The organism is Maridesulfovibrio zosterae DSM 11974 (assembly GCF_000425265.1).
GTDB lineage: Bacteria > Desulfobacterota > Desulfovibrionia > Desulfovibrionales > Desulfovibrionaceae > Maridesulfovibrio > Maridesulfovibrio zosterae.
Genome location: NZ_KE384342.1, coordinates 69,284 through 85,049, shown reverse-complemented (window position 1 = coordinate 85,049; position 15,766 = coordinate 69,284). Strand labels below are relative to the sequence as shown.

The following is a 15,766-nucleotide window of genomic DNA, read 5'->3' as shown; positions in this document are numbered from 1 at the left end:
AAAACACTTTAAAGCTGAATTCAGTAGTAGTCGGGCATATCCATTATAAACATATACAAAGAATTAATTATCAAAAATGGGTTAACCAAATGATTAACTAAGGTTAATTATACTAAACGAAAATCAATCATATCCACCTGATGCATTTTGGTCAACTTAATTAATTAAAAAACAAATGAATCCTTGATAAGGATAACCCAAAACGGCACAAGAACTCAAACTTTTTTAAAAAAATAAGTATGTTCAGAGTCGACTAAAACGGCTTCGGACTTCCCAATCTAGCGTCTCTCAGCAAAATTATACCTGTTCATATAAATACATCGAGTCACATATTGTATACAAAACAACATCTTTTGCATCCTGAAAAATTCTGGACCTCTTACTAAGGGCAAGGATTAAATTACTTTAACTCTCAAAATAAAAAAGATTAGCACTGGTCAATGATAATCCCTCCTCCAAGAACGACCCCGTCTTCAGTATATACTGCAACAATCTGTCCAGGAGTTGGGCGAGAGTGAGACTCTATAAAATCAAAATAAATTTTGCTGTTTTCCAGCCTGGCCTTCGCAGGCTTTGAGCGCTGACGGTAACGGGTTTGTATAAAAACAGTTTCAGGCCATTTTTCAAACTCAATTAGAAAATTAAACCGGTCCGCAAAGCATCCGCTGGCATCGAGCTCATCCCGAGTACCAACGGTCAAAACATTATACTTTAAATCCTTATCCAGTACATAAAGCGGAGCTTTCCACGCAATACCAAGACCTTTACGCTGTCCCTGTGTATATCTCCATAGCCCATTATGCTTCCCTACTTCCGTACCGTCAGTCAGTAGAACTCTACCCGGTCCAGATAATTTAACATTACGCTCAATTAAAAACTGACGGTAATCATCATCAGGCACAAAACATATTTCCTGACTTTCGTTCGGAAGAGGAATATCAACCGATCTTTTAGCAAGCTCAGCATAAGTCAGATCTTTGCTGTGTGTGCCAAGAGGAAAAACAGCTTTTAGCAGTGCTTCTTTCGGAACAAGAGACAGAAAATAACTTTGGTCTTTGCCCATATCTGCACCACGAACAAGAACCAATCCAAATCGGGGATGCTCACCAATGCGCACATAGTGCCCGGTTCCAAGAACTTCAACACCCAATTCCTGTATAGCATTATATAACACACCAAACTTAATCTCAGGATTGCAAAGAGCACATGGGTTAGGAGTATTTCCTTTTAAATATTCCTGAACAAACGGCTCGACTACAAGTTCATCGAACACCTTTGTAAGGTCATATACATACAGTTTAACTTTAAGTTCTGCACACCTTTTCTCCAAACCTTTCACTGCTGTCTGAGCCTTTTCCTGCCCCAAAAAACAGCCATGAACAGCTATTACATCCGCCCCACTCTCCTTAAGCAAAACCATTGAAAGCAGACTGTCGGCGCCACCGCTCACAGCCATAGCAACCTTACGACCTGAAATTAACTCTTCCAGCTCAGGATATCTGAAACTTGATTCCATCAACTAACTCCAAAATTAATCGGACAAGAAAACACAGCCTATACCTATCTCTCTGACAGAAGGCCCCTATAACGTTACCACGTAAACTGAAAATAACCTGATAACCATACAGCCCTCAATATATATCACAAAAAATTGTATTCCAACTCCAAAAAAATACTCAACACAGAAAGGTAAATCCAGATAAAATATAACATCCTTAAAAAGATGAAAAAATATACCCGGACGTCTATCAAAACGTCCGGGTATATTTCTCTCACAAGTCTCTATAAAAAATCAACCGGCCAACCCGGATGACAGGACTTTTATTCTTCTATCTTCTTCTGTTGCGGCAGTACGAGATTTAGAAAAACCCCTACAATCCCAGCCAGTCCAATTCCGCCAAGACGAAATTCATCACTGAAAGGAGTAGGTAAAGACATACCACCTACTCCAAAAATAACAATCAGTGCTACAATCGCCAGATTGCGCGCTTCCATAAGGTCCTCACCTGCACGAACAAGGGTATTCATGCCAACAACCATAATGGCTCCAAACAGCAATACCATAATTCCGCCCATTACAGGTACGGGAATAGTGGACAGGAATGCCCCGACCTTACCACAGAAGGCAAGAATAATAGCAACTATTGCCGCCCAGGTCATAATTGCAGGATTGAAAACTTTGATCAGTGCAACAGCTCCGGTAACTTCTGAATAAGTTGTATTCGGAGGTCCACCTAGGCAAGCCGCAAGAGAGGTAGCAAGACCATCTCCAAGCATGGTATTGTGAATACCTGGATCTTCAACATAATCTTTTCCAGCTACAGAGCTGATGGCAAGGACATCACCGAAATGTTCAATTGCAGGAGCAATTGCCACGGGTACGATGAATAGAACAGCCTGAAGATTCCACTCAGGAAACACAAAATGAGGCATTGCGACCCAAGGGGCTGCTGCGACAGCATCAAAATGAACCAACCCCATGAAGATTGAAGTTATATAACCTGCGGCAATACCACATAGAATAGGAATCAGCTTCAACCATCCCTTGCCCAATAGGGAGACAGCTACAGTTACTGCTAAGGAAATCATTGAAATCATCAAAGCAGTTTTTTCAGGAACTAGCACTACTGCACCATCACCGGTTTTTCCGACAGCCATAAAAACAGCCACGGGGGCAAGTATCAAACCGATAACCATGATAACTGGACCGGTAACAATCGCAGGCAAAATTCTTTTAAGAACACCGGTACCACGCCAGCGAATAAGAAAACTGAGGACAACGTAGAAAACGCCGGCAGCAGCAAGTCCACACAAAGTGGATGGAATTCCCCAAGTCTGTACCCCATAGATAATCGGTGCAATGAATGCAAAGGAAGAGGCCAGAAAGACCGGTATCTTACCTCTGGTTACAACCTGAAATAGCAATGTACCCGCACCGGCGGTAAACAAAGAAACATTTGGATCAAGCCCTGTAAGCAGCGGAACAAGTACAAGCGCACCGAAGGCGACAAAAAGCATCTGAGCACCAAGAATAAAATCCTTCGCTCGAAAATTGTATTCAGTACTGGATGTAGTCATAAATATATCTCCCTATATTTTCCAAAAAAAAGGCACCGTTTGGTGCCTGAAAAGTATATTTTACTTAGTGCCGAATATCTTATCACCCGCGTCTCCTAGACCGGGAAGAATGTATCCGACGTCGTTAAGTTTTTCATCAATTGATGCTACATAAATATCAACATCAGGATGAGCCTTAACAATTTTTTCAATCCCCTCAGGAGCAGCAACAAGAAACAACCCTTTAATATTAGTACATCCGGCCTTCTTAAGGAGTTCGATTGTAGCAAGCAGGGTTCCACCAGTTGCGAGCATAGGGTCAAGAATGAGTGCAATACGTTCATCAATGTTCTTTGCAAGCTTGACGTAATATTCTACAGGCTGCAAAGTTTCTTCGTTGCGGTAAAAACCTACAACACTGACGCGAGCACCTGGAACCATGTCAAGGACACCGTCCATCATTCCGAGTCCAGCTCTGAGAATAGGAACAACGGTAATTTTTTTACCTTTAATCTCCTCAACTTCAACTTCTCCGGCCCAGCCTTTGATAGTTTTAGGTTCGGTGATAAGGTCTTTAGTTGCCTCATAAGTGAGGAGTCTGGATATTTCCTGAGCGAGTGCGCGAAAACGGCTGGTGCTGATACCGTCTTCACGGAGAATGCCGAGCTTGTGTCTTACCAATGGATGGTCTACCACATGTACCGCCACGGTGGCCTCCTTGATCTCATGTTATTTGTTATAATTCTGCAAAGTCAAAACTTCATATTTTTATATGATACAAGGCATGATGGTCAAGAACTTTTTAAATTATTCACCAACTAAAACACAAGTATATGTTTTTACTGATATTTTAAAAAAACAAAATATAACTGAACACTCATATAACCAAGATATGGAATAAATAACATGCACGACACCGATAATATTTCAGAAATTGAAAATAAACTAATCTGGCAAAAAGAAGCTACTCCTTCCGACCGAAACGTAAGACTGGACAAATTCTGGGGAACCGCTCTTGAAAATGAAGGAGTCTCGCGCGGAAAAATTAAAGACTGGATTAAAGCAGGATTAGCCGAGATAGACGGTAAGGTCTGTAAAAAGCCTAATCAGAAACTGATTGGAAATGAAACCTTATCAATCAAAGGAGAATGCGAAACAACTTCTCTTATCCCTGATGACAGCCCGCTTGAAATTTTATTTAATGACGGACGTATTGTCATAATAAACAAACCGGCCGGACTGACTACGCACCCAGCCCCAAGTTGTCCTACAGATACATTAGTCCACCGCTTGATTCATCATTTTCCAGAAATCAAAGATATGGATGAATGGCGTCCTGGAATTATTCACCGTCTGGATAAATTTACATCAGGACTCATTGCTGTAGCACTAAACGAGCACGATCGTCTTACCATGTCTGCAGCTTTCGCCGATCGTGAAGTAGATAAAGCGTATCTCGCGATCGTACACGGTACACTGCCCAATGATTTTGGCGAAATAGATGAACCTATCGGCAGACACCCTATCCACAAAACTAAAATGGCAATAGTGCATAAAGGCGGACGCCCGGCAAGATCCAGTTACGAAGTTCTCTGGTCTGATCCTGCTGAACGTGCAAGTTTATTAAAAGTAAAAATTTATACAGGCCGTACGCACCAGATCAGAGTTCATATGGCTCATCTCGGAAATCCACTGGTTGGTGATCAGGTATACGGAGCACAGCACCACCACCAATGGATCAATAAAGGTAAGCCCCTTGCAGATATGGCTGAAAGACAAATGCTTCATGCCTACAATCTTTCATTCAATCATCCTGAATCAGATGAAAATTTAAGTTTCACCAAAACTCCACCAAAGGATTTCACCGATCTGCTTGAAGAATTAAACCGATCTGTGCAACGAGTCGGACTGATAGGTATGCCATGCAGTGGAAAATCAGCAGTTCTTGATATACTTAAAAAAAATGGAGTTCCTGTTTTTTGCGCCGATAAATCAGTAGCTAATTCTTACTCAAAGGGAAGCGCTGGATGGGAAATGATTTGTCAAAGATTTGGTAACAGATTTGTCGATTCCGATTCAGGTGACATAAGCAAGACTAAACTTTTCGCGACCATGCGAGATGACGAGCCACTGCGTCGTGAAATTATGAATATTATTCATCCAATTGTGCAGCATGAAGCTGAAGAATTTTTTAAAGAAAATGCTGCAGCACCTTTTGCTGTTGCGGAAGTACCTCTATTACTTGAAGCCGGGTGGCATTCTAAAAAAATAGTTGATGCAGTTATCGGAGTAAGATGCCCTACTGAAAAACGCACAGGAGAATTACGTGAAAAACGTAATCTTGATCCTGAAATACTGGCTGTATTTGATTCATGGCAATGGGATGAAAAATCTAAAATGGATTGTTGCACAACTGTAATCGAAAATAATTCAGACTTGGACAATTTAAAATCAGAAACATCCAATGCTATGGATCAGCTCGCAAAGATCCGTAACAATAAAGAAATCATTTTTAAAAAATTTCTAGCTGAACTTTTTACTCCGCAAAGTGATCAATAGTGACTACTATGAGTATTGACTTACATAGCACAGACCTTACTTTAGTAGTAAGACTTGAGGCGATGGTCAGGACTGTATACGGAAGAATGAACATATATTAATTGTTAGGGCAAATGCCCATTTTACATAAGAGAATTCTACGATAGGTCCAACCCCGCCTTCGGTAACAGGTTATGCGTTTAGGGAGTGAGTGACCCTAGTTTACCTACCAACTCAATCTCGTCATTTCCCCGCCGCTTATGCGGCGGGGATTTTTTATATCTTCTGTAGATAGAGATCAGTAATCTTTTCTGTTAAAATAAAAACAGACAATCCTCCCTTAAACAGACTTGTTACAACTGGATAAGAAATGTTCCCAATCCGCGACAATGTACCATGCCTCATAATCCCGTATGTACTTCGAGGAATAATACTGATTAATATTGCAGTTTTTATTTTCGAACTGCTCCTTACCCCTCAAGCAAGACTGGCACTTTTTCATTTACTAGGAGTTGTACCTGCCCGTTTCCTTAACCCGGAATGGGCTGTGGCAGCAGGTTACCCTGAAAACGGAACCATGCCACTTTTCACATACATGTTTCTGCACAGCAGCTGGCTGCACATTATCATCAATATGTGGATGCTCTGGATATTTGCCGATAACATAGAAGATGCAATGGGGCATTGGCGATTTATTATATTCTATTTGGCATGCGGCTTAATCGCCATCGGAGTCCAAATGCTTCTTGATCCAACGGCCAGTGCTCCGGTCATTGGAGCTTCAGGAGCAGTAGCCGGAATAATGGGAGCCTACCTTATGCTCTACCCACACGCAAAAGTGCTTACGCTTTTCCCTATCATTATTATCCCTATATTTTTACGAATCCCGGCTGCTTTATTTCTTGGATTATGGTTTGCTTTACAACTAATTTCGGGCATATCAGATCACTTTGCTGAAACTACACAAAAAATCGCATGGGCTGCACACATAGGTGGATTTATAGCAGGAATGATCATGATCCGCTTTTTTGTATTAAAAACGCGCTGCGTGTATTGCTATGTACCGGAAAAGAAAGATTATGAATTACCGGAAGATTTTTAATTTTTTTATATACTCTAAATTCCCCGCTTCAGTATAGGTGAATTCTACATTTCCGACTGTTTCAGAATAGATTCAATTCAGTTATCCTAACCCATAATTCAATTATTACGCTTGACTTGCCGGCATATCGATATATTTTGGTATGGTGGCGATATTCTAATTAGAGTTGCCCAATCAACTAAGGAGAAATATTGAGATGAGTGTTAAATATAAGGACTACTATAAACTTCTGGGAGTATCCCGCTCCGCAACCAAAGATGAGATTGCCAAAGCTTTCAAAAAACTGGCTAGAAAGCATCATCCCGACCTTAATCCGGATAATTCGGAAGCGGAAACAAAGTTTAAAGAGATCAATGAAGCTTACGAAGTCCTTAAGGACGAAGAAAAGCGGAAAATGTATGACCAGTTTGGTGCAGACTGGGAACATGGACAGAATTTCCGTCCGCCTCCGGGCTATGAGAATATGAACTTCGGCGGTGGCGGTTTTGGCGGAGCTCAGGGTTTCGGTGGCGGTGATTTTAGCGACTTCTTTGAAACCATTTTCGGTGGTGGCGGAGCAAGCTTCGGCGGTGGCGGTTTTGGAGGAGCACAAGGTTTTGGCGGTGGCGGATTTCAGCAGCGCCCGCGTAAGGGTGCAGACTCTGAAACAACTTTGCAGTTGACTTTGGAAGAAGCGTACAAAGGCGGCTCAAAATCAGTTACTGTTCAGGAAAAGACAACCGGCCCCGGTGGTCACCCCATGGTACAGTCCAAAACTCTGGATGTGAATATCCCGGCCGGAATCAAAGACGGACAGAAAATACGTCTGGCAGGTCAGGGCTCCCCCGGACCACAGGACGGACCGCGCGGTGACCTGTATATGAAAATCAGAATTGCGCCGCACAAACATTTTAAGGTTGAAGAGAATAATGTTATTCTCGACCTTCCCATGGCTCCGTGGGAAGCAGCTCTTGGTGCCAAAATACAACTTCCCACACTTGATGGAATGATCGAAATGAACATTCCAGCTGGACTTGGAAGTGGTAAAAAACTGCGCGTTAAAGGCCGTGGTTTAGGAGCCGGTGCTAAAAAAGGAGATCAGTTCATTCGCATTATGATTCAGGCTCCCAAAGCAGAATCAGATGAAATGAAGGAACTCTGGGCAGAAATAGCTGAAAAAGCAGACTTCAACCCAAGATCATTTTAAGGGAGTAAAACGCTATGGACATGGAAAAAAGAGCCGAGGCGCAACCTCCCAGCAGTTCTAAACGTCTGGTCATTACTCAAGTTATTGAAATGACCGGACTTGAGGAAACAGCTGTACTGGAACTTATCAGCATGGAATGGGTAAAACCTGCAACCACAGGTGACGGGCATTACCTTTTTGAAACACGCGATCTTTATCGCCTGAACAAACTGTCAAGACTCTGCAAGGATCTTGAAATAACAACGACAGGCGGCTCCATCATTGTGGATCTGCTGGAACGTGTTGAAAGGCTTGAAAGCCGCATAGAAGAAATGCGTAAGCTTATCTAGTTTACACATATGCTTCCGGTCACTCTGAGAGCAAGAAACTAATTTTCCACGCACTCATGAGTAAATATAATGCTAAGATTCTTTAATTTTTGCATAAATTCCAGAGAACCGGCTTTTAAAAAAAAGGTTCTCTGGAAACCGGATAATCTACTTTTAGATCTATCCTGAAAGTGTAACACAATAAAAAAATGACTTGCGAAACACAAACAGGATTCAGACTCCTGCCTATAATGCCGGAAAACTTCAACTGGAGGGATACATTCCTTCTTTGAAAAGCAATACGAGTGCGTCCGGATTCTATCAGGTTATAAGCCTGAAGTGAGTTTTGAATCTTTAATGCGAGTCAACTATAATAAAAAGGAGACTCTTTATGGATCCGAATAAATTCACCCAAAAAACTAACGACGCAATTGCTGCGGCCCAGTCTTTAGCCATTCAAAATGGTCAGCAACAAATTGAAGTTGAGCACCTTCTCCTCTCCCTTGTGGATCAGGAAAACGGTATTGTTTCAAAAATTCTGCAAAAAAGTGGAATTGAACCTTCATCATACAAAGCTGCTATTCAGAAAGAAATATCTAAACTTCCCAGTGTCAGCGGTCCCGGTGCTCAGCCTGGACAGGTTTTTGTAACCCAACGACTCAACCGCATAATGGTTGAAGCTGAACAGGCTGCACAGCGTATGCAGGATGAGTTCATAAGTGTTGAGCACCTGTTTCTTGCTATCATGGATGAGCATGGCTCAACAGGTGCAGGACGAGTAAATAAATCTTTTGGCCTGACCAAAGACAAAGTTCTGGAAGCCATGACCACTATTCGCGGAAATCAGAGAGTTACCACTGACAATCCTGAAGCAACTTATGATGCTCTCAAAAAATATGGTCGTGATCTTGTTGAAGAAGCACGCAAAGGTAAACTCGATCCGGTAATAGGCCGTGATTCAGAAATCCGCCGTGTAGTCAGAATTCTTTCCCGCAGAACTAAAAACAACCCTATCCTGATAGGTGAAGCAGGTGTTGGTAAAACAGCCATCATTGAAGGCCTTGCACAGCGCATTGTCAAACAGGATGTACCTGAAGGTCTTAAAGATAAAACCGTATTCATGCTGGATATGGGATCTCTGATTGCCGGAGCTAAATACCGCGGCGAGTTTGAGGAACGTTTAAAAGCTGTATTAAAAGAAGTTCAGGAGTCTGACGGGCGTATAATCATCTTCATTGATGAAATACATACCATTGTCGGAGCAGGCAAAACTGATGGTGCAATGGATGCCGGAAACTTACTCAAACCAATGCTGGCTCGTGGTGAACTGCACTGCATAGGCGCAACTACCACTGATGAGTATCGTAAATATATTGAAAAGGACCCTGCACTGGAAAGAAGATTCCAGACTATTATGGTTGAAGAACCAACAGTCGAGGATACTATATCCATTCTGCGCGGACTACGTGAAAGATTTGAAGTTCACCACGGTGTACGAATCAGTGATTCAGCACTGGTTGAAGCGGCTACTCTTTCGCAGCGCTACATAACTGACCGCCAGTTGCCTGATAAAGCAATTGACCTGATTGACGAAGCTGCAGCAATGATCAGGACTGAAATTGATTCCCAGCCCTATGAGCTTGATAAAATTAATCGTCAGATTCTGCAGAGTGAGATCGAACGCGAAGCTTTGCGCCGAGAAGAAGATCAAGGATCACGTGACCGTCTTTCTAAACTGGAAGATAACCTCACGGAGATGAAGATCAAGCAGTCTGAACTGGTTGAGCAATGGGAAAAAGAAAAAGGATCAATTGATACTGTACGTAATATCAAGGCTCAAATTGAAAAAACCAAGATAGATATAGAAAAAGCTGAAAGAAATCTTGATTACAACCGTGCAGCAGAACTGAAATACTCTACCCTGCTGGCCCTTGAAAAACAGCTGAAAGAAATCGGTGATGATATAGAAGGGAATGAAGAAGGCAGCGCTCAAGGCGCAAATCGTCTACTGAAAGAATTTGTAGGCCCAGATGACATTGCCGGTATTATTTCCCGCTGGACAGGAATACCGGTCACAAGACTTATTGAAGGTGAACGCGAGAAATTACTGCGCCTTGGAGATATACTTCATGCGCGAGTTATCGGTCAGGACGATGCGGTACGAGCTGTATCCGAAGCTGTGCTGCGTGCTCGTGCAGGGCTCAAAGATCCGTCACGGCCGATTGGCTCTTTTATATTCCTCGGTCCCACAGGGGTTGGTAAGACGGAACTTTGTAAGGCCCTTGCAGAATCACTCTTTGACAGTGAAGAGAATATTATCCGAATGGATATGTCAGAATATATGGAGAAACATGCTGTAGCACGTCTGATCGGAGCTCCTCCGGGCTATATTGGATATGACGAGGGTGGACAGCTTACCGAAGCTATTCGTCGTAAACCATATTCTGTAGTGCTTTTTGATGAAATTGAAAAAGCACATAGTGATGTATTTAATGTGCTGCTGCAAATCCTTGATGATGGACGTATTACGGATTCACAGGGGCGCACAGTGGATTGCAAAAACACCATTATAATCATGACCTCCAATCTCGGCTCACAACTTATGCTTGAAGGAATTGAGCCTACCGGAGAATTCAAAAACGGAGTGCAGGAAGGAGTAATGAATGTACTGCGTGGACATTTCAGGCCGGAATTCCTGAACCGTGTTGACGAAACAGTACTATTCAAACCGCTTTTGGAATCAGACCTCAAGTTGATCGTGGACCTGCAACTTTCAGGACTACGTAAACGTCTGGAAGAACAAAAGATGGGATTGGAAGTAACAGACAAAGCAAAAGCTTTCATTGCCCACGCTTCCTACGATCCTGTTTACGGGGCAAGACCACTGCGCCGCTATCTGCAGACACATGTAGAAACACCACTCGCTAAGCAAATTATAGGTGGACAGCTTTGCGAAGATCAGACCATTAAAATAGATGCAAATGATCTAGGTCTTGTTTTTAAAAATAGTTAAGATTTGCTTTTAGATTTAGGAGGAGAAAATTTTCCATTTTTCTCCTCCTAACTTTTATTTTTAAGAGCTTGTATTATGCACTGTCAAAAATAAATAGTCTTTCATGCTTTGCGAGCAGGATTTTTAAGCTGACTGCTTACTCCTTAAAAATTTAAAAACTTGACAGACTGCTATTAACTTAATAGTAATAGTTATCAATTATAAAACAAAAGGAGATAATTATGCAGGATAAAGTACTCAAAGCAATGCAGGATGCAGGAAAACCAGTTCGCCCAGGTGATGTAGCTAAAGTCATTGGAGTTGAATCAAAAGATGTATCAAAAGCTATTCAGGTCTTAAAAAAAGAAGGTAAAGTCCATAGTCCCAAAAGATGTTACTACGAACCTTGCTAGAATTTTAACTAAAGTTAATTCCTATCTTTCAAAAAAGCCGACAACTTAAAATAAGTTGTCGACTTTTTACAAACTTTAGCAGGTATAGAATACCTCAAAGAAGTCAACGCTTTGAATTGCAACGTAAGCTTATGCACTCATTGTCATGAATCTTACTAGTGTTGCCAAACCGATACAGATAAAAAACAGCGCAAGCCCTGTAGCAAACTTGTTTAGTCTGCCACGCTGATAAGCTTTTACAAATCCCCATTTAACAGCAATACGGTAAAGACCAGCCACAACATGGAGTACAACTAGAGGGGCAAGTACAAGATAGAAGTAAATCCATGGTCCTGACTGAATACGTTCAGCAGAACGTGCAGCACTGATAGGAAGATCACTAAGTACAGACCACATGTGAATGGCCCCCATTACAAGAATGAGCATGGCAGAAACAACCTGAACAACCCAGAGCCATGTGTCCCTATGTTTAAGCATCTTGGCATGTTTCCAAATTGTTTTCTGACCTTCAAGTCTAAATGGAATTTTACGCGCAGCAAGATAAAAATGAAAAAGAAAAAGCAGAAATAAGAGCGGCCCACCTATCTGGGCCATATAATTTTTTTCATAGGTAGCCGCAATGTTGTCCATAATATCAGGACTGAAAATTACACTTGAGACAAGACTCATATGCATAAATACAAAAATGATAAGAGCCACACCTGAAAACATCTGGAGCCAATCCAGAATTGCATCACTCTTGCCGCTACGGACAGGAGTATAAGTAGATTTGGAAGACATCAGCACCTCCGTTTAATTATTAAATAAATATACCCCGCAACTGGTATTTTTAGAGCAGCGATAATGTCCCTCGAGAACTGTTTTGTCAATCAACTTAAAGAAATTCAATAGATACTAACCAACTGTTTTTTTATGAAATTTTATCTAGTTTTACGTTTTACGCAAAAAATCAATCAAAATTCATCTTACTCAGTATATTCCAGACAATTCCAACTGCTCATTTCTTAAAATGAACACAATCTTAAAGAAACAACTTAGTTTCAACGACCATTCGTATGATTAATTTACAAACATGCCATATGACAATGCAATAAATATAAATTATCCAAACATTGACCTGAAACCTTGGGGTGATTACATATATTTCCAGTCATCACAATATATTGTGATTTACAATATATAATAATGTAAAATTCCATTTGAAACCGCATTGACATACTGGAGTTTAAAAGACATGGTCCCACAACAAAAAATTAAGGCTGGTTCAGCCTCAAAAGGACTGAGATTTGAAAAGCTATTCACTTTATTTTTTATACTTGGAGTACTGCTAATGAGCTCCGGGTGTAAGATCGAACAGGTTGTTTCCAACGGGAAAAAGGATGTCCCTGCAGTTTTAAATGAAGCAGGTAAAAATGCTCCAAAAACAGAGCAAGTTTCCGGCACGTCCAAAGCTGATCAGAAGCTTGCTGATGCTGAATTGAGCAAAGAAATTTCAAATGCACTGGCATCTGGAGAAGGTCCGCACGTAATTAAGCTTAAAAATGGTATGTCTCTTCTTATTAAAGAAGACAACCGTTTCCCACTTGTTAATGTACGTCTTTTCGTTCATGCAGGTTCATCCTATGAAGATCCGTCTAAAGCGGGAATCAGCCATCTTCTTGAGCACATGGTCTTCAAAGGAACGACAACAAGAGGCCCCGGCAAGACGGCACGTGAAATAGAGTCGGTCGGCGGTGAGATGAATGCAGCCACAAGTTTTGATTACACAGTATACTATGTTGAAGTTCCTGAAAAAGAATGGAAACTCGGTATGGATATTGTCACAGATATGACTTTCAATGCTGCCATTGCACCGGATGAGCTTACTTCTGAAAAGGAAGTAGTACTGTCAGAACTTGAACGCGGCGAAGATAATCCAGGAAGCAGAATATTCAAAACCCTGCAATCTATTGTCTGGAAAGATACAAGCTACCAGTGGCCTATTATTGGATACCGAGACACTGTAAAAAATATTTCATCTGAAGATATTCATACATACGTAGACCGTCTGTATCAGCCACAGTCCATGCTTTTAAGCGTGGTCGGTAAAATCAACCCTGAAGAAGTTGTTAAAGAAGCTGAAAGACTTTGCGGCTCAATAACTTCCAAAGAGCCTGTAGTTCCTCCAATGGCTTTCAGTACTCCTGCAGCAGAGAATCCAACCGTAAAAATTATTCCCGGAAAATGGAATAAGGCTTACATTGGTGCGGCATTCCCTATCCCAGGACTAAGCTCAGCTAAAACTGCCGGGCTTGAGATGCTTTGTGAACTCCTCGGAGGTGGTGAAACATCACGTCTGTACCGCAAATTTAAATATGATAAGCGCATGGTCGACAGTATTTCTGTTTCCTCATTAACCCTTGAACGCGCAGGCATGCTTTATATTTTTGCCACACTTGATGCCGATAAGGTTGATGAATTCTGGAAAGAGCTTATAGCTGAACTTTCAAGTATTGATTTTAATGACTTTACTGACCGTGAAATGGACAGAGTATCATTAAATCTTGAAGATTCACTTTTTCTGACTAAAGAGACTCTTTCAGGACTTGCATCCAAACTGGGTTATTTTCAATTCTTTGAAGGCGGCCAGGAAGCTGAAGAGAATTACCTCTACGACGTGAGAAATATTTCGCGCCAGCAACTCCAAAAACTTTATAATGAATACTTTACTCCCGAGAAACTGGCTGCGTGCATGCTTCTGCCTGAAGGCACAAAGGCAGACTCAAAAACTTTTGAAAACGCAATAGCTAAAAACTGGCCTTCGAAGAAAAAAACTACCGGTATAAACAAGGTTTCAGGTCCAGGAGAAGCTGCAACTATCGAGCTTGGTAATGGTAGTCGCCTTGTTTTTATTCCTGATGAAACTCTCCCCTACACGGCTATTTCAATGTACTGGGTAGGTGGCGATGCAGACCTTCCAGCCTCTGAACAAGGTCTTGCAGCTTTGACTTCACAAAACCTGACACGCGGAACAAAATCTTTAAACGCAACAGAACTTGAAGATTATGTTTCTGACCGGGCAGCATCTATCGGGGCATCTGCTGGGCGTGAGGTTTTTTCAATAAATTCAAAATTCCCATCACGTTTCACTGCGGACATGCTACCGTTGATTAACGAGATTATTACTGAGCCAAGGTTTGCAATAGAAGAGCTGGATAGAGCTAAACAGGATCAGGTCTCAGCTATTAAGCGAAAAGAAGATCGCCCACTAAGTCTTGCATTTAGAAATATGTTCCCGTTTCTTTATAAAAGTGGAAGCTATTCGTATTTCCACCTTGGTAATCCTGAAGGTGTTGAAAAATTCACCACAAAGGATATCCAGAGCTATTGGGCAAAGCAATCTACGCGTCCATTCGTTATAGCAGTATGTGGTGATTATGACCACGATGCTATTGCTAAATTTGCTAAAGAGCTGGACAGTAAACTGGTACTCAAAAACAAATCTCTTGATATTCCAACTTCTATCTGGGGGGAAAATAAAGACCTAAAACTTGAACTTCCTGACCGTAATCAGGCTCACCTGATGGTGATCTTCCCTGTTCCGGGAATGGAAGACCAGAAAGCTACAGCTGGACTTTCCCTACTGCGAGCTGCTCTTGCCGGACAAAGCGGACTCCTGTTCCGTGACCTGCGAGATAAGCAGGGACTGGGCTACACAGTAACAGCTTTTCTCTGGCAAGCACCCAAAACCGGATTTATGGCCTTCTACATAGGTACTAAGCCGGAACAGCTTGATCAGGCGATGACCGGATTTGAAAACACCGTGAAAATGCTTAAGGAAAAAGATCTTCCTGAAGACGAACTCAGCAGAGCAAGGAATATTCTTAGTGGTGAATATTATCAGGACCATCAAAGCTTACTAGCACGAAGCCGTGAATCAGCAAGCCTCATGGTCAAAGGATTTGAGCCTGACCTTGATATCAAAATTATTGATAAGGCCAGTAAGATGGATGCTTCTCAGGTTCGAGAACTGATTAATAAATACATCAACTGGGAAGATAAATATACTTTGACTGTTACGCCTTAATTAAACGGCCCGCTAAGCTCTGCTTAGCGGGCCGTTTTTATACATCAGATGAACTTTTCAGAACAACGGATAAAATTAAAAAATCACCTGCCTCATTTTGCAAT

General features: G+C 41.7%; 11 protein-coding genes. 7 read left to right on the top strand and 4 right to left on the bottom strand.

What is annotated here, in order from left to right:
- Positions 1-427 precede the first annotated feature (427 nt).
- The 3 genes from mnmA to upp all read right to left on the bottom strand — a co-directional run bounded on the left by mnmA (position 428) and on the right by upp (position 3,765).
- Positions 428-1,516, bottom strand: coding sequence for a tRNA 2-thiouridine(34) synthase MnmA (mnmA, locus tag H589_RS0111915; RefSeq protein WP_051249736.1), 1,089 nt, complete (start codon positions 1,514-1,516; stop codon positions 428-430).
- A gap of 305 nt (positions 1,517-1,821) precedes the next feature.
- The gene (locus tag H589_RS0111910; RefSeq protein WP_027722223.1) at positions 1,822-3,078 is read right to left on the bottom strand and encodes a uracil-xanthine permease family protein; all 1,257 of its coding nucleotides are present in this window, start codon (positions 3,076-3,078) and stop codon (positions 1,822-1,824) included.
- Between the two features lie 60 nt (positions 3,079-3,138).
- Complete coding sequence (gene upp / locus H589_RS0111905; protein ID WP_027722222.1) at positions 3,139-3,765, bottom strand: uracil phosphoribosyltransferase; 627 nt, start codon at positions 3,763-3,765, stop codon at positions 3,139-3,141.
- Between the two features lie 198 nt (positions 3,766-3,963).
- On the opposite strand from upp, the gene coaE reads away from it, so the two are divergent.
- From coaE to H589_RS0111875, 6 genes are all read left to right on the top strand, one after another.
- The gene (coaE, locus tag H589_RS0111900; protein WP_035076003.1) at positions 3,964-5,616 is read left to right on the top strand and encodes a dephospho-CoA kinase; all 1,653 of its coding nucleotides are present in this window, start codon (positions 3,964-3,966) and stop codon (positions 5,614-5,616) included.
- Between the two features lie 349 nt (positions 5,617-5,965).
- Positions 5,966-6,697 (top strand): rhomboid family intramembrane serine protease, encoded by a 732-nt coding sequence (locus H589_RS0111895; protein ID WP_027722220.1) that lies wholly within the window; start codon positions 5,966-5,968, stop codon positions 6,695-6,697.
- A 196-nt stretch (positions 6,698-6,893) separates the two neighbouring features.
- Positions 6,894-7,883, top strand: a complete 990-nt coding sequence (locus H589_RS0111890; RefSeq protein WP_027722219.1) for a DnaJ C-terminal domain-containing protein — start codon at positions 6,894-6,896, stop codon at positions 7,881-7,883.
- Between the two features lie 14 nt (positions 7,884-7,897).
- Positions 7,898-8,212: a chaperone modulator CbpM gene (locus tag H589_RS0111885; RefSeq protein ID WP_027722218.1), complete on the top strand. Its 315-nt coding sequence runs from the start codon at positions 7,898-7,900 to the stop codon at positions 8,210-8,212.
- A 370-nt stretch (positions 8,213-8,582) separates the two neighbouring features.
- Positions 8,583-11,204 (top strand): ATP-dependent chaperone ClpB, encoded by a 2,622-nt coding sequence (clpB, locus tag H589_RS0111880; RefSeq protein ID WP_027722217.1) that lies wholly within the window; start codon positions 8,583-8,585, stop codon positions 11,202-11,204.
- 221 nt (positions 11,205-11,425) lie between these two features.
- On the top strand, positions 11,426-11,596 hold the full coding sequence (locus H589_RS0111875) for a helix-turn-helix domain-containing protein (RefSeq protein ID WP_027722216.1): 171 nt from the start codon (positions 11,426-11,428) through the stop codon (positions 11,594-11,596).
- A gap of 129 nt (positions 11,597-11,725) precedes the next feature.
- On the opposite strand, the gene H589_RS0111870 is transcribed toward H589_RS0111875, so the two are convergent.
- Positions 11,726-12,376: a succinate dehydrogenase/fumarate reductase transmembrane subunit gene (locus tag H589_RS0111870; protein ID WP_027722215.1), complete on the bottom strand. Its 651-nt coding sequence runs from the start codon at positions 12,374-12,376 to the stop codon at positions 11,726-11,728.
- A gap of 550 nt (positions 12,377-12,926) precedes the next feature.
- Here H589_RS0111870 and H589_RS0111865 point away from each other — a divergent pair.
- The gene (locus tag H589_RS0111865) at positions 12,927-15,662 is read left to right on the top strand and encodes a M16 family metallopeptidase (RefSeq protein ID WP_245577134.1); all 2,736 of its coding nucleotides are present in this window, start codon (positions 12,927-12,929) and stop codon (positions 15,660-15,662) included.
- The last annotated feature ends 104 nt before the right edge of the window (positions 15,663-15,766 follow it).